19 protein-coding genes are annotated in these 22920 nt (G+C 66.4%); 7 read left to right on the top strand and 12 right to left on the bottom strand.

The window, feature by feature from the left end:
• Window positions 1-72 precede the first annotated feature (72 nt).
• Entirely contained in the window at window positions 73-2073 is a 2001-nt protein-coding gene (locus tag FOB72_RS22520) for a PhoX family protein (RefSeq protein WP_150374915.1), read from the top strand.
• Between the two features lie 66 nt (window positions 2074-2139).
• Here FOB72_RS22520 and FOB72_RS22515 read toward each other — a convergent pair whose 3' ends face one another.
• Window positions 2140-2982, bottom strand: coding sequence for an oxidoreductase (locus tag FOB72_RS22515; RefSeq protein WP_150374914.1), 843 nt, complete (start codon window positions 2980-2982; stop codon window positions 2140-2142).
• 94 nt (window positions 2983-3076) lie between these two features.
• Here FOB72_RS22515 and FOB72_RS22510 point away from each other — a divergent pair, with 94 nt between their 5' ends.
• From FOB72_RS22510 to FOB72_RS22495, 4 genes are all read left to right on the top strand, one after another.
• On the top strand, window positions 3077-4027 hold the full coding sequence (locus FOB72_RS22510) for an AraC family transcriptional regulator (RefSeq protein ID WP_150374913.1): 951 nt from the start codon (window positions 3077-3079) through the stop codon (window positions 4025-4027).
• A 147-nt stretch (window positions 4028-4174) separates the two neighbouring features.
• Window positions 4175-9109 carry a tetratricopeptide repeat protein gene (locus FOB72_RS22505; RefSeq protein WP_150374912.1) on the top strand — a complete coding sequence of 1645 codons (4935 nt, stop codon included), beginning with the start codon at window positions 4175-4177 and terminating at the stop codon, window positions 9107-9109.
• A gap of 231 nt (window positions 9110-9340) precedes the next feature.
• On the top strand, window positions 9341-10507 hold the full coding sequence (locus FOB72_RS22500; RefSeq protein WP_150374911.1) for a hypothetical protein: 1167 nt from the start codon (window positions 9341-9343) through the stop codon (window positions 10505-10507).
• Window positions 10508-10629: 122 nt separating this feature from the next.
• Window positions 10630-11487, top strand: coding sequence for a c-type cytochrome (locus tag FOB72_RS22495; protein WP_150374910.1), 858 nt, complete (start codon window positions 10630-10632; stop codon window positions 11485-11487).
• Window position 11488: 1 nt separating this feature from the next.
• Here FOB72_RS22495 and FOB72_RS22490 read toward each other — a convergent pair whose 3' ends face one another.
• The 6 genes from FOB72_RS22490 to FOB72_RS22465 all read right to left on the bottom strand — a co-directional run bounded on the left by FOB72_RS22490 (window position 11489) and on the right by FOB72_RS22465 (window position 16468).
• Window positions 11489-12631, bottom strand: coding sequence for a 3-deoxy-7-phosphoheptulonate synthase (locus FOB72_RS22490; RefSeq protein ID WP_150374909.1), 1143 nt, complete (start codon window positions 12629-12631; stop codon window positions 11489-11491).
• A gap of 26 nt (window positions 12632-12657) precedes the next feature.
• The gene (locus FOB72_RS22485; protein ID WP_150374908.1) at window positions 12658-13146 is read right to left on the bottom strand and encodes a hypothetical protein; all 489 of its coding nucleotides are present in this window, start codon (window positions 13144-13146) and stop codon (window positions 12658-12660) included.
• A gap of 91 nt (window positions 13147-13237) precedes the next feature.
• Window positions 13238-14752, bottom strand: a complete 1515-nt coding sequence (locus FOB72_RS22480) for an MFS transporter (protein WP_223851753.1) — start codon at window positions 14750-14752, stop codon at window positions 13238-13240.
• 18 nt (window positions 14753-14770) lie between these two features.
• Entirely contained in the window at window positions 14771-15334 is a 564-nt protein-coding gene (locus FOB72_RS22475) for a J domain-containing protein (RefSeq protein ID WP_150374907.1), read from the bottom strand.
• Between the two features lie 82 nt (window positions 15335-15416).
• Window positions 15417-15860 (bottom strand): hypothetical protein, encoded by a 444-nt coding sequence (locus FOB72_RS22470; protein WP_223851752.1) that lies wholly within the window; start codon window positions 15858-15860, stop codon window positions 15417-15419.
• Window positions 15857-16468 carry a TetR/AcrR family transcriptional regulator gene (locus FOB72_RS22465; RefSeq protein WP_150374906.1) on the bottom strand — a complete coding sequence of 204 codons (612 nt, stop codon included), beginning with the start codon at window positions 16466-16468 and terminating at the stop codon, window positions 15857-15859. The genes FOB72_RS22470 and FOB72_RS22465 overlap by 4 nt, the downstream gene beginning before the upstream one ends.
• Before the next feature lie 99 nt (window positions 16469-16567).
• Between FOB72_RS22465 and FOB72_RS22460 the strand changes: the two genes are divergently transcribed.
• Both FOB72_RS22460 and FOB72_RS22455 read left to right on the top strand, forming a co-directional pair.
• The gene (locus tag FOB72_RS22460; RefSeq protein ID WP_150374905.1) at window positions 16568-17308 is read left to right on the top strand and encodes an SDR family NAD(P)-dependent oxidoreductase; all 741 of its coding nucleotides are present in this window, start codon (window positions 16568-16570) and stop codon (window positions 17306-17308) included.
• Complete coding sequence (locus FOB72_RS22455; protein ID WP_150374904.1) at window positions 17305-18495, top strand: MFS transporter; 1191 nt, start codon at window positions 17305-17307, stop codon at window positions 18493-18495. The genes FOB72_RS22460 and FOB72_RS22455 overlap by 4 nt, the downstream gene beginning before the upstream one ends.
• Before the next feature lie 23 nt (window positions 18496-18518).
• On the opposite strand, the gene FOB72_RS22450 is transcribed toward FOB72_RS22455, so the two are convergent.
• The 5 genes from FOB72_RS22450 to FOB72_RS22430 all read right to left on the bottom strand — a co-directional run bounded on the left by FOB72_RS22450 (window position 18519) and on the right by FOB72_RS22430 (window position 22908).
• Complete coding sequence (locus tag FOB72_RS22450) at window positions 18519-19292, bottom strand: hypothetical protein (RefSeq protein ID WP_150374903.1); 774 nt, start codon at window positions 19290-19292, stop codon at window positions 18519-18521.
• A 130-nt stretch (window positions 19293-19422) separates the two neighbouring features.
• A complete protein-coding gene (locus FOB72_RS22445; protein ID WP_150374902.1) occupies window positions 19423-20109 on the bottom strand; it encodes a glutathione S-transferase family protein in 687 nt (228 codons plus the stop codon).
• Between the two features lies 1 nt (window position 20110).
• Complete coding sequence (locus FOB72_RS22440; RefSeq protein ID WP_150374901.1) at window positions 20111-21076, bottom strand: Bug family tripartite tricarboxylate transporter substrate binding protein; 966 nt, start codon at window positions 21074-21076, stop codon at window positions 20111-20113.
• A gap of 34 nt (window positions 21077-21110) precedes the next feature.
• Window positions 21111-22064, bottom strand: coding sequence for an SMP-30/gluconolactonase/LRE family protein (locus FOB72_RS22435; RefSeq protein WP_150374900.1), 954 nt, complete (start codon window positions 22062-22064; stop codon window positions 21111-21113).
• Between the two features lie 16 nt (window positions 22065-22080).
• Entirely contained in the window at window positions 22081-22908 is an 828-nt protein-coding gene (locus tag FOB72_RS22430) for an amidohydrolase family protein (protein WP_150374899.1), read from the bottom strand.
• Between the last annotated feature and the right edge of the window lie 12 nt (window positions 22909-22920).

The following is a 22920-nucleotide window of genomic DNA, read 5'->3' as shown; positions in this document are numbered from 1 at the left end:
ATGTTTTGGTCGTCCACACTTCCCCGCGACGCGGTGCAACGCTGCGTGCGTACAACATACGAGAAAGAAAGCATGTCCGATAAGCCAGATGCTTCCCGCCGCAAGGCACTCAAGGTCCTCGCCGGCGCGCCGATGCTGCCGCTCGGTTTCGTTTCCACCTCGCTGCTGGCCGGTTGCGGCGGTGACGGCGACGATGCGGCGACCGCGCCCACCACGCCCAACAACCCGACGAATCCGGTAACGCCGGCGTTCGACAAGGCCGAGTTCACCGCGATGCCCGCGCCGACGCTGGCGAACCCGGCCTCGATGGCCACCACGACGGTGGGGTCGAGCCTCAAGGTGTCCTTCACCGACGGTTCGAGCCAGACCTTCAAGCTCGCCTACCAGCCGTTCTTCGTCACGGGCGACATGGTGCCCAACGGCAATGGCGGCCAGATCCTGTCGGGCGGCTACTTCGACATCAACAACCAGCCGATCATCGACGCATCGGTGGCCGGCAAGGAACGCCAGTTCTTCTCGGACTCTCCGGACGGCACGTCGCTGCTCAAGATCGACGGCGCGAAGGTTGCCGGCGTGACGGGCAACACCGTGTTCGCGGTGGTGCAGTTCGAATACACGACGCGTGACCAGGCCCTGGTCAGCACGTACGGCTGCCTGCCGTCGCCGATCGCCGTGCTTACGCTCGACCAGAACCCGACCACCGGCAAGCTGACGCTCGTGAAGTACCACAACGTGGATACGTCGAGCGCCAACGGCCTGTGGATCACGTGCGGCGCGAGCCTGTCGCCGTGGAACACGCACCTGTCGAGCGAAGAGTACGAGCCGGACGCGTTCACGACCGTTGCCGCCAACCTCACGCAGTACGCCGCGTTCGCCAAGAACCTGTACGGCAACGCGTCGATTCCGCTGAACCCGTACCTGTACGGGCATCTGCCGGAAGTCACGGTAAACCCGGACGGTACGGGCTCCATCAAGAAGCACTACTGCCTGGGCCGTATCTCGCACGAGCTCGTGCAGGTGATGCCAGACCAGCGCACGGTGCTGATGGGCGACGACGCGACCAACTCCGGCATGTTCATGTTCGTGGCCGACAAGGAGAAGGATCTCTCCGCCGGTACGCTTTACGTGGCCAAGGTCGTTTCGGGCTTCTCGATCGACCCGGCCGCCACGCCGGCGCCGCTGAAGTGGATCAAGCTGGGTCACGCGACCAGCGCGGAAGTGGAGGCGATGGCCAAGTCGCACCGCCCGACCGACATCATGGACGTCAAGTGGGCCGACCCCGGCGACACCAGCTACACCAAGATCTTCTCGGGTGGCGTGGCGCAGTGGGTCAAGATCGTCCCGGGCAAGGAGCGCGTGGCCGCGTTCCTGGAGACGCACCGTTATGCGTACCTGGCCGGTGGCAGCATGGGCTTCACCAAGATGGAAGGCACCACGGTCAACATCCGGGACAAGATCGCTTACTCGGCGCTGCAGAACATCGTCGATTCGATGGTGATCAACAATGCCAAGGGCTGGAACGCGCAGAGCAATATCGGCGTGCCCGCTGCATTGAACGCCGGTGGCGTGATGCAGCACAAGCTGGCTGGCGGCCAGGTCGACACGAGCGGCGCGGCCATCAACAGCGAATGGGTGCCGATGCAGACCAGCGCGCTGATCGTCGGCAAGGATATCGCCGCCGATGCACTGGGCAATACGGCCGATCCGGAAACCATCGGCAATCCCGACAACCTCAAGTTCTCGGAGAAGCTGCGCACGCTGTTCATCGGCGAAGACAGCGGCCAGCACGTCAACAACTTCCTGTGGGCGTACAACGTCGACACGAAGAAGCTGTCGCGCCTGCTCTCCACGCCGGCCGGCGCGGAAGCCACGGGCCTGCACGCTGTTGACGAGATCAACGGCTGGACCTACATCATGAGCAACTTCCAGCACGCCGGTGACTGGAGCGGCCTGCATGCCAAGGTGCAAGCCACGCTGGACCCGCTGATCCGCGCGAACTACAAGGATCGCTTCGGTGCCGCCGTGGGTTACCTGACGGCCGATGCCACGAGCGTGAAGACGACCAAGGTCTGATCCTGGGTCGGCTACGCTCGCCGATGTGACGGAAGCCGCGACCGCGAGGTCGCGGCTTTTTTATTGTCAGCCGTCGGTCGATGCGGACACAGCCTCCCACGCGCGGATCTCCTCGTCGAGCGCCGATTGTGCCTTGCGCACGAGGGCCAGGGCATCGCTGCCGAGCAGCAGATGCGCGGGCGGGCGGTCCGACGCGATGACCGCGAGCATGGCGCGCGCGGCCTTCTTCGGGTCGCCGAGCTGCTTGCCGCTCTTTTCCTCGCGCGCCTTGCGCACGGGATCGAAAATGGCATCGTAATCGGGCAGCGAACGCGGCGCGCGGACCATCGAACGTCCGGCCCAGTCGGTGCGGAACGAGCCCGGGGCCACGGCCGTCACGTGGATGCCCAGCGCCTGCACCTCCTTGCCGAGCGCGCCAGAGATGCCTTCGAGCGCGAACTTGCTGCCGCAGTAGTAGGTGATGCCGGGCAGCGTGATATGGCCGCCCATCGACGTGATGTTGAGGATATGTCCGCGCCGGCGTTGCCGCATGAATGGCAGCACGGCCTTCATCATGGCTACCGCGCCGAACACATTTACGTCGAACTGTCTGCGCATGTCGGACAGCGGCGACTCCTCCATGATGCCTTCATGCCCGTAGCCGGCGTTGTTGACGAGCACGTCGATCGGGCCGACGCTGGCCTCGATCTCCGCCACGACGCCGTCGATGGCGTCGAAGTCCGTGACGTCGAGCACGCGGGCGAAGGCTTTGCCGCGGGTGCCGGCGCCCTGTGCTTCGAAGTCCTGCCGGGCCGGCTCGCTGCGCACCGTGCCCACGACCGTATGCCCATCGGCCAGCGCCTCTTTCGCGAGTGCGAGACCGAACCCGCTACTGACGCCCGTGATCAACAGAATCTTGCTGGAAGCCATCGACGTTTCTCCTGTGCATTGGGGATGGAGTGCATGGTAGTCTAGTGATCGAGGCCGAATAAGCCAAATTCCGCTAACGTTCTTGCATAAAACTATGAGTGTGCCGGATCGCTCTCCCGAGATACGCCAACGTACGGTTGCGCTGCTGCGCGGGCTGGCGCCCGACGAGGGCTATAACCTGACGGCGCTGCCGAGCGTCCGCATCCTGCGCTCGAACCGCGCGTTGTCGCGCACGCCGGTGCTCTACGATCCGGGCATCGTGATCGTGTGCCAGGGCCGCAAGCGGGGATACTTCGGCGGCCAGCTGTATCTCTACGATCAGGACCACTATCTCGCCGTCTCGGTGCCCGTGCCGTTCAGCATGGAAACCGACGCCACGCCGCAGCGGCCGCTGCTGGCGCTGTACCTGCATCTGGATTTCGCAATGGCCGCCGAACTGGCGACGCAGATCGACCGCGAAGGCGCGACCGCGCGCGATCAATCGCCGCAGAGCATGATGTCGACGCCGATGGACGGCGCGATGCAGGCGTCGGTGCTGCGCTTCCTCGAAGCGATGGCCGATCCGCTGGAGGCGGCGATACTGGGTCCGGGCCTCCTGCGCGAACTCTATTTCCGCGTGCTGACGGGCGCGCAGGGCGGCGCGATGCGGCAGGCGCTGGCGATGAAAGGCCAGTTCGGCCGCATCGGCAAATCGTTGCGGCGCATCCACGCCGACTACGCGCAACAGCTGGACGTGTCGCAGCTGGCGGAGGAGGCGGGCATGAGCGTCCCGAGCTTCCATAGCCACTTCAAGACCATCACGCAGGTCTCGCCGATGCAGTACGTCAAGTCCACGCGGCTGCATCAGGCGCGACTGCTGATGGTCAGGCAGGACCTGACCGCGGAGGCCGCGAGCGTCGCGGTGGGCTACACGAGCCCATCCCAATTCAGCCGGGAGTTCAAGCGGCTATTCGGCCTGACGCCGGCCGCCGAAGCGAAGCGCATGCGCGAGGGGTTTGCGGTACCGGAGGCGTTCGAGGACGCGATGTACGTGTCGTCGCATTGACGGGGCCATCATTTAGAGGGGTATTGCGCGAATCCAACCATTTTCGTGGCGGCTTACGGTAGATTCAGGGCCAACATAAAAAGAATACCGAGGGGCCTGGGTCATGTTGGGGGTTAGGCTGCGGCCTTCGGTCGATACCTGCGCCGCATGACACAAGCTGCCCCGCTCGACCTTTACGATCATATTCTTCACCTTGCCGACCATGGCAACAGCTTCGACGCGTTACCGCTGCTCGAAGGGCTGAAGGACAATCCGACTCCTTCGGCATGCGTGCTCGCCGCGCGCGTTTTGCGTCATTGTGGCGGCCGGCGACGGGGCGATGCGTTGATCGAGCTCCTGTGGCGGCGGCATCCGTCCGATCCCGACGCGATGGTGGCGTATCTGCGTACGATCACCGATCGCTACGGCCACTATCGCGGCTGGGAATGGAGCGAGCGCAATGCGCTGCCCGACCATGCCACTGCGCCGCAGCGCGCCGAATGGCTCGCCCATCGGGCCAATCTGGCGGCGTTGCAGCGCGACTGGGCGCGCGCGGGCGCGTTGATCGAAGAGGCGCACCGGCTCTGGCCAGATTCTCCGTGGATCCATGTGGAGCACGCGTCCGTGCTGGAGCGCGAGGATCGCTATGCCGAGGCCATCGGCATGGCCGAGCGCGGATGCGCGCTGAACCCGAACTTCCGCTCCGCCATCCAGTCCGCCGCGCACCTTTACACGCTGACCGGCCGCGACAGGGAAGCGCTGCGTTTGCTCGATGACGCATCGGCGCGCATGCAAAGCTCGGACGTCGAAGCGCAACGCTATCTTGTCGCGACCGAACTCGAAGACCACGAGGCAGCGCTCGCCGCGTTGCACCGAAGCAGGGCCTTCGCACCGCGGGCGGTGCGCGCTCACCGGGCGTGGTTCGATGCCAACGAAGCCGATACGCTGCTGCGGCTGGGCCGGTACGAGGAGGCGGCGTCCGTCAGCCGGCGACTCGCCGATCAGCCGTTCCATGCCCGTCTGATCGAGAAGCTCGACGCCGTTGCCGCCGGGGGCGAGGCGCCGCGCCGGGTGCAATTGCACGTGGGCTTTGTCCGCCAGCACCATCAGACCTGTGCGCCCGCGACATTGAGTGCCATCGCGGGCTACTGGGGGCGGAGTGCCGAACACGTCGAGATTGCCGAAGAGATCTGCTACGACGGTACCCCCGCGCCCAGCGAACGCGCCTGGGCCGAGCGTCATGGCTTCGTGACGCGCGAGTTCACCGTCAACTGGGAGGTCGCCACGCGGCTGATCGACGCGGGCATCCCGTTCACGCTCACCACCCAGTTCGTGAGTTCGGGACACCTCCAGGCCGTGATCGGCTACGACGCCTTGCGTGGCACGCTGCTGATCCGCGATCCGTTCCAGCGCGTGTTCGGCGAGTTCGATCCGGAGCCGCTGTTCGAGCAGAACCGGTTCAGCGGCCCGCGCGGCATGGTACTGATTCCACAGGAGGCCGTGTATCGCCTCGATGGCATCGTGTTGCCCGATGCGGAGAGCTGGGACAGCTATTACGCGACGATGCGCGCGCTGGAGGTCCATGATCGCGAGACGGCGGCGTCGGTGACAGAGGCCCAGAACGCGCGGGCGCCCGACCATTGGCTGACCGACTGGTGCTATCGCGGCCTCGCGCATTACGACGGCAGCACCGACGCGTTGCTTGCGCGGACCGATGCCCTTATTGCCCGCTTCGGCGAAGTGCCGTCGCTCGTGTTCTACAAGTCGCGGCTGCTCGAATCGCTCGGCGAGGGAATGGCCGCCATGCGGCTGATCGAGTCCGGCGTCGCCAGGCAGCCATGGAATGCCGAACTATTGACGCGTCTGGCGCAATTGCAGACGTCGGATGCGCGCCTGCTGCCGCAGGCGGAGCGGAATGTCCGGCGTGCGCTGCGTGTGCAGCCCTCCGACGCGGAAGCGTGGCGAACGCGCGCCACGACGCTTTGGGTCGCGGGCGACAAGCATGCCGCGCTCGCTCACTATCGCGCGGCGGCGTGCCTTGGCGAGTTCAACGAAGATCATGCCGTGGCCTACTTCCAGGCCTGCGTCGGTCTGGGCCGCGCCAGCGATGGTTTCGAGTTTCTCGCACAACGGGTGGAACGCCTTGGCGCGCGATCGTCGGCACCCGCCATCAACTACTTCAATCAGCTCGACAGCCTCGAGCGCGGGCCGGAAGGATTCGCCGTGCTGGAACGCGCGATGGCGCGACGGCCCGACGACGCGTTGCTGCGGCATGCCTATGCCGAGCGATTGCTGACCTATGGCGAGGTCGAGCGCGCGCGTACGTTGCTGGCCGAGGCCGGCGGGTACGCGAGCCAGATCAGCCGGCTGCGTGTGGTGGCGCGGCTGGCGCGGCATGACAACCGGCTCGACGAGGCATGGGATGCCATCTCGCTTGCCTGCGAGCAGGATCCGCTAAATATCGGCTTGCGGCATATCGCCGTCGATATCCTCGGCGCGCGTTCCGGCGAAGCCGAAGTGCTTCGGTATCTGCGTGCATTGTGCGAGCGTCATCCCGCATCGGTCGGCCTGCACGAATTGTTGCTGCAGCGCCTGCCGGCGGACGTCCTGCTGGAGCGTCACGATGTGCTGCGGCACATGCTGTCGCTGCATCCCGGTCATGCGATGTTCCAGCGGGAACTCACGTTGAATCTGGCGGCCCAGCAGCGCATGGAAGATGCCACGAGCGCCGCGCGGCTCGCGCGCGAGCTGGCGCCCAATCATTCGCGCTCGTATGCCTTGCTGGGGTACCTGCATCAGTTGCAGGGCGACATGGAACAGGCGCACGCACAGTACCGCGAAGCGCTGCGCCGCTCGGTGGACGACATCGGTGCGCTTGTCGATTTCGTTCGGACGCAGCCCGGGCTCGAGGGCCGGCGCGAGGCCTTGCGTTTCGCGGGCGACCAGCTGCGCGAACAGGCTACGCAGGGCATGACCGTCCTGACGTATCAGGAACTCGGCACGCGCGTCTTCACCGACGAGGCGCTGACCGGCGAGCTCGAGACATTCCGCGAATGGCGGCCCGACCTCTGGACCACGTGGGTCGCGCTTGCCTTGCAGCACGCCGACAAGCAGCGATTCGACGATGCGGCCGCGATCCTCGACGCGGCGATCGAGCGCTTTCCGCTCACGCCGCGAGTCCATTACGAGAAGGCGCGTGTCGATGCCAACCGGCGTCGCTTCGATGGCGCCATGGCGGGCCTTCGGCGTACCCTGCAGATCGCCCCCGCGTGGGACTGGCCGATTCGGCTGTTCGTCGAGATTGCCCTGCGAGAGAACGGCGATCCGGATGCCGCGCTGGTGCTGCTCGATGCGCCGCAGTCGCGTAGCGACGAGAGTGCCGAATGTCAGGTGCTGCGCGCACGCGTACTGTGGAAAATGGCGCGGCAGGACGAGGCGCTCGACAGGCTCGAAGCAATGCTGCAGCGCTGGCCCGGTCATGCGCAGGCCTGGACGATGCTTGCGGATTGGTCGGCCGAGCGTGGTCAGACCGATCGGGCCTTGCATGTGGCACAGGCGCTGGCCGCGGCGCGGCCGGACAATATCGACGTGTGGCTTCGCGTGGCGGGGTACACGAGCACGCCGGAAGCTGCGCTGGCCGCGCTCGAGCGCGCGGATGCCCTCGATCCGCGCAATCAGCAAGCCTATGTCTGCCGCATCGACGCGCTGATCCGCTTCGGGCGGCTGGATGACGCGCTCGCGGCGATCGATAGCAGTCCCTGGGGCGCCTATACGCCGCTGGCCGTACGCCGGCGTCGCCCCGACGTGCTGTGGCGGCAGGGCAACCGGGAGGGCGCGGTCACGGAACTGCGCGCCTTGCTGGAGAAGGAGCCCAACGACGTGCTGCTATGGCAGGACCTTGCCGACGCGTCGCTCAAGCTCGACCGGATTGATCAGAGCGGCGCGGCGGGTCGCGAGATGGTCCGGATCAACCCGGGCTATGCCGTCGGTTACGGCTACGTCGGCAATGCCGCGCGCAGGCAGTCGCAGTGGCAGGCGGCCATCGATGCCTATCGCACGGCTTTCGAGATCGATCCCGAGTATGAGTTCGCGGCATTCGGACTTGCCGATCTGTTGCTCGACAGCGCGGAGTGGGACGACGCGTGGCGGGTCGTCGCGACGCTGCGCACACGCTATCCGGGGCCGTCGTCCGCGTATCGCGAGGTTCGCCTGGCCATGCTCGCGGAAGAGCCGAGCCGGGTGCCGGTGCCGCTGAACGAGCTCGTCCGCGCGCCCGAGGCGCAGGCGGGATTGTTCGAGGACATCGCCAAGCGGATGACCCAGGGGATCTGGCAGCAGTTGTTGCGCGACGCACTGATCGATGGGTGCAAGGCCGGAGAGGCGTCGATTGCCGCTTGCCGGCATTGGCTCGGCATGGAGTACGACATTCCGCATGCCGCGCTGATCGAGCGGCTGGCGCCGTACCTGGAGGCCGACCGCAAGAATCATCTGAAGATCGCCGTCGTGGAAGCCGCCGGCGCCGCAAAGCAGCTGCGGCACGTCACCACGCTGATGAGTCAGTACGACACCGCGCTGCGTGGCGATGCGCAATGCTGGGGGGCGGTGTCCTTTGCCCTGATCAATGGCGAGCGCCATGCCGCGATGATCGGCTGGATGCACGACTGGATGCGCGACGATGCACCGTACTGGGCGCTCGACAACCTTGCCATCGCCTTGCGTTATCAGGGCGACCTTCGGCTCGCGCACGACGTGGCGGCCCGGTCGCATCGGCTGGAGCCAAGGGGCGGCAGCGCGGGCGTCTGGCTCGCCGCCGACGCCGCGCGGGACAACGATATCGAAGCATTGGGCCAGTGGCTCGACAAGCTCGGTCAGGTGGACGTGCACGGGTGGCTGCGGCCGCTGGTCGAGCTGCTGACCGCGTTTCACAAGTCGGCGTCCGTCGGCAAGGCCACGTTGTTCGTCCTGCAACTGCGCCGAACCGCGAAGGTTCGCGAATCCCACCAGCTATTGGGGGCGCTGGCAAAGGACCTTCGGCGCTGCTGGATCATGCGCGGCGGTTCCGTGGGACGGCGTTTCTGGCGATTGCTGACGCTGCCGTCGTGACGGTTTGCAACGTTAACAGGGGGCGATGTCATGGGCGCGAGTGCCTGGGTTGGTGGCATGCGGCTGTTGAATGCGGTGGTATTCGGGGTTGCGGTCTTTTCTTCCATCTGGGTCCCCACGTTGTGGGGCGGTGATCTGCTCACACGGTCGAGCGCGGCGATTGCCGCCTGTGCCTTTCTATTGCCGCCGTTTCTGACGAGCGAGGCGCTTGGGCGATGGGGGACGCTTCGCATGGTGCGAACGGCGAAGGTCACCAATATCGTGCTTTCGGCGTTCTGCGGCCTCGTGCTCGGGTATGTCGCCCTGAGGGGGATGCCTGCCGCACAGGCGAGCCTGCCCGTGATGTTGCTCGTCATCGCGGCACTGAATATCCGCGTGCTTTCGCGGCATGTCTCCGAAGCGGGAAAGGTGGGCCCGCCACCGCCGCCCGACTCGCGCTATGCGATGCCGATGCCCGCGTTCGCGGTGGCGCTGTCTTCCGAGGACCCGGCAGTGGCGGCCGAACCGGCGCTCTCCAGGTCTTACCTCATGCGCCATTGGCGCGGCGATTTTTCATTACCCGTTTCGTATTGGGTCAATGGCGCGCTGGCCTGGGTGGCATGGGCCATCGTGCTGGAAGCGTTCGGTTGGGTCTACTATTCGATCGACTCGCTTCGGCTGTATTCGATGCTCTATGTCGTGATCTTCTGCGCGGTGCCCGTGTGGTCCATGTGGCTATACATGGGCGTCTGGCGCGCGGCGGACAGGCACGATGGCCGCGGTGGCGCACCGCTCTGGAGCAGCCTTGCGCGCTTCACGGTGATCGTCTGCGCCACGATGACGGCGATCCAGGCAGCCCGCCACGCCGGGTGGCTGCAGGAGTATGCCGCGATCGCCGTGGGCAACGATCCCATCGGCAAGATCTACGTCAGGCCGACCGACGATGGCGAAGCGATCGTCGTCACTGGCACCCTGCGCGAGGGCGCGGCGCAGCGCGTACTCAGGATGGTGGACCAGTCCCCGGACGCCAGGACACTGATCCTGAACTCGACGGGTGGCAGGCTCGGCGAAGCCAGAATGCTCGCAGACGGGATCCGCCGTCGCGCGCTGGATACCTACGTGTCGAAAGAATGCAGCAGCGCCTGCACCTACGTCCTGATGGCGGGACGCAAACGCATGGCCGGACCGAAGGCAAAGATCGGCTTCCATCGCGCGACCTCGTTCAACGGCAACGGAGTGGAGGAAGATCCCGCCGCGGTGGCATCGATGCTCAGGTATTACCGCGCGGCCGGGTTGCCGGAGGATTTCATTGCCCGGGTAGGCAAGACGCCGGCGACCACGTTCTGGTATCCGAGTCGGGACGAATTGATCGGAGCAGGGGTGCTATCGCGGCCGAAGGCGGGAGCGGACGAAGGGTAGAAGCTCCCGATCGGTCGATCGACCGATGTTCGCAATGGCAACATCCGTTCATTACCTGCCGCAGACAAACGGCATAGCCGCTATCGTGCGGCCCATCGTTGACGAATGGGCGGGGTCTTCCAATGCAGGCACGACGCGTATTGCTGCTCCTTTTTCTGATTGCACGATGCGGCTTTGCGTCCGCCGATGACGGCACGCGTCTCGCGCGGGGCAAGTATCTGATGGAGAGCGTCGTGGCCTGCGCGAATTGTCATGCCACGCGCGATCCGCGGGACGAGGGGAAGTTTTCGCGGAGTCTTGCCGGTGGGCGCGTGATCGACGAGCCGCCGTTTCGGGCGGTGGCGCCCAATATCACCCCGGACCTCGAGACGGGCATCGGCAAGTGGACCGACGAGCAGATCGGCAAGGCGATTCGCGAAGGGGTTCGGCCCGATGGGACGATCATTGGCCCGCCCATGCCGATTGGCTTCTATCGCAACCTGTCGGATGACGACCTCGCGGCGATCGTCGCGTATCTGCGCGCGCAGCCGCCGGTGAAGCACGCGGTCGAGAAATCGACCTATCGCATTCCGCTCCCGCCGAACTACGGCGAACCCGTCGGACACGTCCGTGCGCCATCGCCGAAGGAGACGATCCGCTATGGCAAATATCTGGCCGATATCGGGCACTGCATGGAGTGCCATACGCCGCGCGGCAAGGACGGGCAACTCGTGAACCGATATGTCGGCGCGGGCGGCCAGGTGTTCAATGGCGCCTGGGGCATGAGCGTCTCGCGCAATCTCACGCCGGATGCATCCGGCCTCAAAGGATGGACGGACGCGCAGATTGCCGCCGCCATTCGTGGCACCGATCGCCATGGCGGCCATTACAAGCCGCCGATGGCGTACACCTGGTACGAGAACATCAGCAGCGCCGATATGCGCGCGTTGATTGCGTATCTGCGCTCGCTGGAACCGCAGCCGTTCGCGGGAGAGCGCTGATCTATCGGTTCGCCTTCAGCTGCCGGCGTGCCGCCACGGCGCCGCTCAGCACCTCGAGCACCGCCGCCGAGTCGTCCCATCCGATACAGGCGTCGGTAATGCTTTGCCCGTAGGTGAGCCCGCGCGGATCGTGCTGGCCCGGCGTGAACTTCTGCGCGCCGGCAAGCAGATGGCTTTCGACCATGATGCCGAAAATGGAGTCACTGCCGCCGCCCACCTGCCGCGCCACGTCCTTCGCGACGTCGATCTGCCGCTGGTGCTGCTTGCTGCTGTTGGCATGGCTGCAATCGACCATCAGCGTATGGCCGAGCCCCGCGGCCTCCAGTTCCCTGCAGGCGTTCGCCACGGAATCCGCATCGTAGTTCGGTGCCTTGCCGCCGCGCAGGATCACATGGCAATCGGGATTGCCCTTGGTATGCACGGTGGCGACCTGGCCGTTCTTGTGCACGCCCAGGAAATGGTGAGGACGCGACGCGGCCTGAATGGCGTCGATGGCGATCTTGATATTGCCGTCCGTGCCGTTCTTGAACCCGATGGGCGCGGAAATACCCGATGCCAGTTCGCGGTGGATCTGGCTCTCGGTGGTCCGCGCGCCAATCGCTCCCCACGAGATCAGGTCGCCGATGTACTGCGGCGAAATCACGTCGAGGAACTCGCCGGCAGCCGGCAGACCGAGGCGATTGATATCGAGCAGCAGGCTGCGGGCAATACGCAGGCCCTCGTCGATCCGATAGCTTTCGTCCAGATACGGATCGTTGATCAGTCCCTTCCAGCCCGTGGTGGTGCGCGGCTTCTCGAAATACACGCGCATCACGATCTCGAGCGAGTCGGCATACTGCTCGCGCAGCGCCAGCAGCCGCCGCGCATACTCGAGCGCCGCGGCCGGATCGTGGATGGAGCAGGGACCCATGATCACCAGCAGCCGATCGTCCTCGCCGTGGAGGATGCGCGCGATGCGCTGACGCGTCTGCGTGACCAGCGATTCCACGGGCGTGCCGCGAATCGGAAAGAAGCGGATCAGATGTTCAGGCGGCGGCAGTGGAATGATGTCTTCCACGTGCGCGTCGTCTGTCACGCTGGTGCGGTCCGATGGGACCTTGCGATCCTCGTCGATTGGGGCTTGCGAATGTTGTGGGTGGTTCATGGGAGACTCTTGATCTTGTTGACGTGTCATCCGGACGATTGTTCGATCTCGTCCAGCCCACGTCGCAACGCTTCCAGCTTCGCCTTGAAGTCCGGATTCTTGCGCCATTTCTTCGCGTGCGCGAGCAGGTCATCGACGGTCGTCTGCTTCATCGCTTCGATTTCCCGCGCCATGGCGAGGAATTCCCTGACGGCCTGCCCGTCTTTGCCGTCCCGGAAGTCGGCCTCGTGTTTCTGCACGTAAGGGACCAGCACATCCATCAGGCGCCCGAGCTGGCGCCCGTAACTATACCTTCCCGTGATCCGCCGCTCCGCCTGCGGGTCGGAAGAGCCCGCGTAGTTGATGTTGAACAGGCCCACTTGCCCGACCGCCTCGCCCCATGCGCGAATCCATTGCGTCACATCGCCGCTCCACGGTGCCCGCTCGCCGGCCAGCGTCGGCGACGCCCATGCCAGCCACAATGCCCACGGGTCGGGCGGTGAAGAAACCTTGCCGATGTCAGAGGATGCGGGCATCGCGGGCGCTCCTTTCGCAGGTCGGGTGTGGGCAACCCTGCAAGCGTAGAAGACGCGATGGGATGCCGCAAGCCTGCCCGTCACACGCGATTCAGCCACCACGCCGGAGGGTCGCCAGCGCGGCGCCCGCCCCCGCGAACGCGCACAGCGCGCAAACGAGCGATACCGCGCGCAGGCCCGCGGCAATCGCGTGGGCGTCCATCGCGGCATCCGCCGTGGCATGCGTGGCCAGCGCGGCCTGACCCGACCAGACGAAGACGATGCCCAGCACCGCGACGGCCAGCAGGCCCGCCACCCGCGCCACCGCGTTGTTGATGCCGGCGGCGACGCCCGCGTGGTCGGTGGACACCGATCCCATGACCGTCGCCGTCAGCGGCGCAACGGTGATCGTCGTGCCGAGGCCGAGCACCGCGAGCGCGGGAAAGAACCCGACCCAGTAGCTGTCGCGGACGAACGGAAACGCCAGCATCGCAAAGCCGAGTCCGGCCACGAACGGGCCGGCGGTCAGCAGCAGCCGGGCGCCGAAACGCGTCGTCAGCCCACCCGTGTAGCGCGAAAGCAGACCGATGATGATGGGCACGGGCAATAGCGCCATGCCGGCCTCGGTCGCGGTATAGGCGTCCGCGCGTATCAGCGTGTAGGGCAGGAAGAACAGGATGCCGCCCAGGCCGAAGTAGAGCAGCAAGGTGACGAGGTTTGCCCCGGTGAAGTCCCGTGAACGGAAGACCTCGAGCGGCATCATGGGCTGCGCGCTCCTGGCTTCGATCCGGACGAAGGCGATCAGCACCAGCACGCCCACGCCGAGCATGCCGAGCACGAGCGGATGCGCGAAGCCGCGCTCGGCGGCCTCGGTCAGCCCGTATGCGAGTGCGGCCAGCCCGACGGTTGCCGTGGCCGCGCCGGGCCAGTCCAGCCGCTGTTGCGCGCCGGGCTTGTGACTGTTCGGCACGGAGGCCATTGCCAGCGCGATGGTCGCCAGCGCGAGCGGCAGGTTGAGGAAGAAGATGGCGCGCCATGACGAGACATCGACGAGCCAGCCGCCCGCGACGGGTCCCACGGCCGAGGTAATCGCCCCGACGGCCGACCATGTGCCGATGGCGCGTCCGCGCGCTTCGCCCTCGAATACCGCGCCGATGATCGCGAGGCTGCTCGGCACGAAGAAGGCCGCGCCAATGCCTTGCACCGCGCGCGCGACGATCAGCGACATCGCATTCGGGGCCAGGCCGCAGGCAATCGATGCCACCGTGAAGACCGTGACGCCCGCCACGAACACCGTGCGCCGGCCGAGCTTGTCGCCCATCGCGCCGCCCACGAGCGCAAGCGCGCCGAGAAAGAGCAGATACGCGTTGACGATCCACTGCATCTCCGCAACGCTGGCGCCGAGTTCGCGTTGCATGGCGGGCAGCGCGACATTGACGACGGACCCGTCGATGAATGCCATGCTCGAGCCGAGAATCGTCGCGGCAAGTGCCATGCGCTTGCGCTGGCATGCGCGATCGACGGTATTGGGCTGCGTGCGGATGACGAGCCCATCGCAGGGGCTCGCCTGGGCGGGGATGACCGGCGGGGCGTGGTGGGTGCTATCGGGACAATGCGGGGTGGGCAAGCTTGCTCCCGTGCGGGTCTAGCGAAACCGGAACAACCCGTGCCAGAACGTTTCGAACGCGCTGGGCGGCGCTTCCGCGCGCGTATCGTCGGGTTCCGGCTGGGCCGCCGCATCCGGCGCCACCTCCGCCTTGCGCGACTGATGCAGTGCCCAGACGCTATCGGCAATGCGCCCGGCCAGCTCGGTCTCGCAGTCGCGGCCGAGCAGCACGCCGAACAGCACGTCGCGCCCATGGCCATCCTCGGCAAAGCGCATGGCGATAGCCACCATCTTCTCGTAATGTTCCTGCGCGACCCGCCGGGCCGCTTCCTGCGCTTCGGCTTCCCGTGCCGCCTCGGCGGCGTGTTCCGCTTCCCACCGGCGCATCTCGCGTTCGAAGACGTCGTCGTAGACCTGACGCTGCTCGGCGTCGGACAGGATGGAATAGGCGTCGCGCACCTGCTGGAAGACCGCATGCGCTTCGTCTTCGCGCCCCGGATTGCGGTCCGGGTGCCATTTCATGGCCGCGCGGCGATAGGCACGCTTGATCTCGTCGAGGGTGGCATCTGGCTGCACGCCAAGCGTCGTATAGAGCGTGGTCATGGAAGCAGGGCGATACGTTCGTTGGCAACGGTTGCAAGCCTAGCACGCGCACCGGTACGCACGCTTCTTGCCCGCCATGGGATCAGTCCCTGCAATAGCCTTCGCCGGTGCGGACCGTCAGGCAGTCCTTCTTGTCCGCAAGCCACTTCATGCCCGTTTCGGCCCCATTGGTGGCGCGAATGTCCTCCTTGACGCCATCGCGCTCGAACTCGATACCGCCGCCGATCGCCTTGCCCTCGAACTTGCGCGGGCCGTCGAGGTTCTGCACGGTGACGTCGTATTTGCCATGACCGCCCTCCAGCAACAGGAACGTGCCCTCCGGGCCCGTCCATTTGCCGAGCCATTTGTCGGCTGCGGGGGCGCTGGCGGCGGGCGGGGCGGTGTCCGAACCGCGGTCGGAGCATCCGGAGAGCGCCACGGTGGCAGCGGCCAGCGTGGCAACCAAAGCTGCGAAGGTCAGGAAGGGTGTCTTCATCTGGTCGGGGTGGGGGATATTGGCGGTTGATGATGTGCGTAGGCGCATCATGCCCGATGTCCGGTCAGCGCCGCCCATCCCGCGAGCGCGGCCTTCGCCGTTTTCAGGAGCGAGGTCCGGCTCGCGCCGTCGCGCGCCTGAATGGACATGCCCTGCTGCACGGTCATCAGGAACGTGGCGAGGGCATCCACGTCGGTGGATGACCCGATCTCGCCAGTCTCGACACCCTTCGCGATCTTGCGGACGAGCAGCTTCTTGCATTCCTGCCGTCTGGCGACGAGCGCCGCGCGGACCGACGTACTCTTGTCGTCCGCATGTACCGCCGACAGCACGACGAGGCAACCGGTCGGCTTGTCCTTGCGGGTGAAGGCCCGGGCGCTTTCCATGAGGAAGTCCTCCGCGGCGCCGTAGGCAGTGTCCGCAGCCTCGACCTGGTTCCAGATGGAAGCGCCGTCCGTTTCGACGTACAGCGCCACGGCATCGCGAAACAGCTGTTCCTTCGAGCCGAATGCCGCGTACAGGCTTGGCGACGCAATGCCCATCGCGGCGGTCAGATCGTTCATCGAGGCGCCTTCGAAGCCGCGCTCCCAGAACACATTCATCGCGCGGGCAAGCGCCACGTCCCGGTCGAAGCTCCGGGGTCGTCCACGTTCGGCCATGATTGACTCCATTTGTGTATCGGTCATTATAAAAATATCTTGACCATCTGCCAAGGCTCGGCTAATTTTGTGTCGTTCATTACAGAAAAGGAGCAAGGTATGACGTCACTACAGGGCAAGCGCGCATTCATCACCGGTGGCAGCCGGGGTATCGGCGCCGCCATCGTTCGCCGTTTTGCCGAGGAGGGCGCATCGGTCGCCATCGGGTACGAACGGTCGGCCGGCAAGGCCGAAGCGCTGGCCGAACAGATCCAGGCAGCGGGTGGCCGTGCCGTCGTCATCCAGATGGATGCGGCGGACCCCGCGTCGGTCAGGCGTGCGGTGGATCGCGCGGCCGCGGCGTGGGGCGGTCTCGACATCCTGGTCAATAACGCCGGCATCATCCGCGCGGGCAATATCGAGGACATGACGCTCGAGGACATCGACGCCACGCTCGCGGTGAACGTTCGCGCCGTGATCGTCGCCTCGCAGGCGGCCATTCCCCATATGCGGGACGGCGGCCGCATCATCTCCACGGGCAGCAACCTCGCCGAACGCGTGCCCACCGGCGGCGTCAGCCTGTACTCGGCAAGCAAGGCCGCGCTGATCGCGTGGACCAAAGGACTGGCGCGCGATCTGGGCCCGCGTGGCATTACCGTGAACGTCGTGCATCCGGGCTCCACCGACACCGACATGAACCCCGCGGACAGCGAACGCGCCGACGGACAGCGCGAGCGCATGGCTATCAAGCGCTATGGCAATGCCGACGACGTCGCGGCGCTGTATGCGTTCGTTGCCAGCCCGGCCGCACGCTCGATCAACGGTACCGGCCTCACCGTCGACGGCGGAGCGAACGCATGACGCCCGCCGGCAACCGCCCCGACGCCGCATTGCAGCGTGTGCTGTGGCTGCTGGCACCGGCCATTGCGCTGGTGGTGGGCAGCGAGTTCATCGTGGTGGGCCTGCTGCATCGCATGGCGGCCGATCTCGATCTGCCCCTCGCCACGGCGGGACAGTTGACTGCGCTGTTTGCATTGGCTGCGGCGGTTGCCGGCCCGTTTGTCACGCTCGGGGCGGGCCGGTATGCGCCCCGGCGCGTATTGATCGCCGGACTGGTGCTGTTCGCCATCGGCAATGCCGTGCTGGCGGCGACGTCGAGCTTCGCGCTGATGCTGCTGGCACGGATCGCGCAGGGCGCGGTCTTGCCCGCGTTCATCAGCGTCGGCGCGGCGGAAGTCGCGCGGCTTGCGCCGCCGTCCGCGCGCGGACGTGCGCTTGCGCGCGCCAATCTCGGTTTCGTGCTCGGCGTGCTGATCGCATTGCCCGCCGGTATCGCATTGGCCGAGGGCATGAACTGGCGGCTGCCGTTTATCGTGCTCGCCGTCGCGCCTGTGCTGATGGCGATGGCCATTGCGGTGTGGTTCCCACGCGCGGATGCGCATGTGGCACCGCCCGCCGCGAATCAGCTCGGGTTGCTACGCAGTGGCGGCTTTATCGGGCATCTGCTGGCGTCGGTCGCGCTGTTCGCCGCCATGTTCGCTGCCTACACCTACCTCGGCGTCTGGCTCGAGAGCGTGCTGGGCCTGCGGGGCGAAGGTCTCGCGCTGGCACTGCTTGCGTTCGGCGCGATCGGGCTCGGCGGCAATGCGCTGGCCGGGCGCTTTGCCGACCGTACGCCGCTGCTTGCCACCGCGGTGGTCGTGATCGCGCTGGCAGTCTCCGTCAACGCTGCGAGCTGGACGCACGGGTTGCTGGCCGCGGCGATCCCGCTCGCGATCTGGAGCCTGACCCATACGGCGGGCGTCACGCTGAGCCAGGTGCGGGTGACGCTCGCGGGCGCGGAAGCCCCCGCGTTTGCGATGACGCTCAACGTGTCGGCCGCCAACCTCGGCATCGCGCTCGGCGCCTCCGCGGGAGGCTGGGCGATCGATCGATGGAGCCTATCCGCGCTCGGCGTGGTGCCGGGGGGGCTGGCGGTGCTGGTGCTGGGCATCCTGTACTGGCTCGATGCGGCCCGCGGTGCCGGCGTGCGCGCGCGGGCGCGGTAGCCGTCCCCACCCCGCGGTCGGGGTCAAGGCCCCGAGTCCGCCCGGCCGATGACCTTGCTCTTCGAGCCCTCGAGCGGATCCTCCGCCGTGAGCACCGCGCCGCGCGGCCAGACCACGACGTCGTCGTAGGCATAGAGGCGGCAGTTCGTGAAGCCCATTTCCCGGCAGCGATCCATGGCCTTGTCGATGGACGTGGCGCTGTTGGACCAGAGCGCATAATGGCCCCCGTCGGCGAGCACGAACGCCTTCGGTGCCTTGCGTTCGAGGTACGTGGCATAGCCTTTCTGGGCACGCCGGTACGGCACCGCATCGACATTCTCCGCGGCGGCGTAGCCGGTGGGCGCGGGCAGGGAGGTCTCCACATGCGCGAGCCCCCCTCTGCCCGCCGTCGGCGTGCTGACGATGGAGCTCGTGCCCATGCGCACCAGAATCACGTTCGGATAGTCGTAGGCCGCGCCCGACGTGGTATCGACCACCACGCCAATGGCGCCGCCGACGAGCACGTTGCCGAACGCCATGGCCTTCGTGGTGGACTTCACCGTGGCCAGGCCAGGTTCCTGCCCGTCCTTGTCGCATCGCACGTTGAGGTCGCCATAGGCGCGATGGATGGTGATGGTGCCCGGCGTGGTCACGTAGTACGTGCCCTTGCTATTGGTCAGCTTGCACTTGGCGCCCGAGTGCGGCTGGTCGTTGTCGCGCGTCTCGACCGATACCACCTGATTGGTCCCGCCGACGATGGATGCGCAGCCCGCAAAAAGGCCGCTCGACAACAGCAGAGCAACAAGAATGACCCGCATGATTTCCCTGAAAGTATTGTTTTTAATGGCTACTTTTTTGGGAATTACGGCATAGATTTTTTAGGCTGGATACCCTCCGAAACGCGTAATGTCTTGCGGATCGGACGGGCATCCACGACCTGAATGTCTGCTACCCCCCCGCCGGCAGGGTCGCCCGCATCGAGGCCCGCCGATCGAAGGTGCCGAACCAGTCCGCCAGTGCCGGCACGTTGTCGCGCCACGCGAGGTCGGGAAAGCGGAAATCGAGGTAGCCGACCGCGCAGGCGATGGCGATCTGGCCGATGCAGAGCGGGGCGCCGGCGAGCGTGCCTGCTTCCCGGTCGAGGGTGACCAGCGTGGCGTCGTACTTGGCGCGCCACGCGGCGAGCGTGGGCGCGTGTTGCTGTTCGGCGGGGCGCAGCCGTTCGTTACGCCACAGCACGAGCAGATCGGTCAGCCCATGGCCGAGCGCGTGCCAGCGCATCGACTGCATCCGCGCGCGATGGGATTGTGGAAAGAGCCTCGGCGCCGGCGCGATGCCGTCCAGGTACTGGCAGATCAACGTCGTATCCGAGAGCACGAAACCGTCGTCGGTAATCAGCGTCGGAATCTTGTTGAGCGGGTTGATGCGCATAAGCTGCGCATGGCAGCCCGTCATGCCTACCACGGTGTCGATGCACGTGATGCGTTCCGCCAGCCCGAGCTCGTGCGCGGCAACCATGACGCGCCGGACGAACGGGGAGCGGGGCGACCAGCAGAGGCGAAGTTCGCCAGCGCGTGCGCTGGTGCTGGACGCCACGGTAAAGGCGTCGTCGGTGGGGGCGATCACGGTCGTCATCTCATTCTCCACGGATGTTCTGGGACTTGATGAGCTTCGTCCATCGCGCGGTGTCCGCCTTGATGATGGCCGTGAACTCCGCGGGGGTGCCCGGGGCGGGCTCCAGCCCGAGCTGGTCGAGGTTCTTGCGCACCGCCGGCGCGGCCAGCGTGCGGCGCAGCGCCTCGTTGACCTTCTTCACGACGTCTGGCCCGGTGCCTGCGGGTGCCATCAGCCCATACCAGTTGCTGGCCTCGACGTTGGCGATGCCCTGTTCGGCCAGCGTCGGCACGTCGGGCAGGAACGGCAGGCGTTTGGGCGCCGCGACGCCGATCGGCCGCAGGCGTTTCGACGTGATGTAGGTCATGAGCCCGGACGTATCGCCGAAGAACGCATCCACCTGCCCGCCGAGCGTGTCGGTAATGGCGGGCGCCGCACCCTTGTACGCGACGTGCAGGAAGTTCACGTGCGTGGAGATCTTGAACAGCTCGATCGCCATATGCGGCATGCTGCCGATACCCGTGGACGCAAGGCTAGGCGGCTTGCCCGCGGATTGCGCGCGCTTGACGAACGCGGCTGCGCTGGCGACGTTGTCGTCCGGCTTGACCACGAGCACCTCGGGCGTATTGACCACGAGCGAGATCGGCGTGAGGTCCTTCTGCGGATCGTAAGGCAGGCTCGGATACAGCGCGGGATTGATCACGATCGCGCCGGCACTGGTCAGGAACAGCACGGACCCATCCGTGGCCGCGCGCGCCACGGCATTGATCGCAATGGCACCGTTCGCGCCCGGCCGGTTCTCCACGACGACCGTTTGCTTGAGTTCCGCTTCGAGCTGACGCGACAGCGTGCGGGCAAGCGTGTCGGCGGGACCGCCGGCGGGAAAGGCTACGACGAGCCGGGTGATGGGCGCCGCGATGGCGGCAGGCATCAGTAAAACGAGGGCGAGCGCGGCCAACACGCCGCGAAGCGTGGTTCGGGTTTGCATGACGAGGTCTCCTTGAAGGGTGCGGTCGTGACGGTCAGCCGCCCGCGGCACCTTGTGCGTTCACGTACAGCGAATAGATGGAAGTGCAGGAAGCCATCAGCAGCCGGTTACGATGCCGGCCGCCAAAGCAGAGGTTCGCGCATCGTTCGGGCAACGAGATATGGCCGATGGCCTCGCCCTCGGGCGAGAACACGCGCACGCCATCGAGCTCCGGCGTGCCCATGCCCCAGCCGCACCAGAGGTTGCCATCGACATCCACGCGGAAGCCATCCGGCGTGCCGGGTCCCGCGTCGATCAGCACCCGGCTGTTGTCGAGCGCACCGTCCGCGGTAACGGCGAACGCGCGGATCCGCCGCGGACGCGCGCGGGACTCGATCACGTACAGCGTGCGCTCGTCGGGCGAGAACGCCAGCCCATTGGGGCCACTGATATCGTCGGCGACCACCGTGGCCTGGCCCGTCGTCGGGTCGAGCCGGTAGACGCGCTCCGGCAGTTCCTGCTCGGCCTGTTCGCCCTGGTAGTACCCGGCAATGCCGAACGGCGGATCGGTAAACCAGATCGAGCCATCGGACTTCACGACGATATCGTTAGGCGAGTTCAGGCGCCTGCCCTCGAAGCGGTCCATCAGCACGGTGATGCTGCCGTCGTACTCCGTGCGCGTGATGCGCCGGCCGCCGTGCTCGCAACTGACCAGCCGTCCCTGCCGGTCGCGCGTATTGCCGTTGGCATGGCCCGACGGCGACCGAAAGACGCTGACGATGCCGGTCTCCTCCTCCCACTTGAGGATGCGGTTGTTCGGGATGTCGCTCCACAGCAGATAGCGGCCATCGCCGAACCAGACGGGCCCTTCGGCCCATCGTGAACCGGACGCGATGCGCTCGACGGCGGCGAGTCCCAGCCGGTATTTCTCGAACGCGGGGGTGAGCGCCTGCACGGCCGGATCCGGATAGCGGACCGCGGGCATTGGAAGGGTGGGAATCGTGGTCATGGTCAATTCCTGTGGGCTAGGCGTAGAGCCGCGACGGGTTATGGCGCAACACGGCGTCCGCTCCTGCCTCGTTGGCAAACACGTCCGCGCAGACGCGGCGAATCCAGGCGAGCAACCCGGCTTCGTCCGGCACGGGGTAGGCGATGTTCGGATGCGGCCAGTCCGTGCCCCAGATGGCACGCTCGGGCGCCGCGGCCAGTTGCCGTCTCGCGATGGGAAGTGCCGCCTCGTAGGGCGCCGCGCCGCCGGTGATCCGATCCGCGCCCGACAGCTTGATCCAGACGTTGGGCATCGCGAGGCAGCGTTCCAGCGCGGCAAACGCGGGATAGTCCACGCCCCTGGACGCCTCGACGCGCGCCATATGGTCGATGACGAGCGGCACGCCCTGCGGCAAGAGGACGTCGAGCGCCTCGACCACGTCGCCGACCTCGCCATGCACGAGCGCATGCCACCCGTATGGCCGAATCCGTTCGAGCTGCGCCACCATGCGGCCCGCGTCGGGCTTGCCCCCCAGATGCGACATCAGCCCGAGCCGGATGCCGCGAATACCGCGCGCATGCATCCGCCGCAGATGGTCCTCGTCCACGTCGGGCGAGATCAGCGCCACGCCGCGATAGGCACCCTCGGTGGTATCGAGCGCGGTCAGCACCGCGTCGTGGTCCTCGCCATAGCAGGCGCCCTGCACGAGGACGCCGTGCGTAATCCCGAGCGAGCGATGCAGCGCGCGCAGCGCGGCGAACGGTGCCTCCGGCGGGCGATAGACCGCGTCCGGCGGCAATGGATGGTCGGCGTAGGGGCCGAAGATATGGGTGTGGCAATCCCAGATGTCGTTGCGTGTCTGCATCCTGGTTCTCGA

It is taken from the genome of Cupriavidus pauculus (assembly GCF_008693385.1).
GTDB lineage: Bacteria > Pseudomonadota > Gammaproteobacteria > Burkholderiales > Burkholderiaceae > Cupriavidus > Cupriavidus pauculus_D.
The sequence above is the reverse complement of the archived record's forward strand: the minus strand, read 5'-3'. Positions and strand labels throughout refer to the sequence as shown.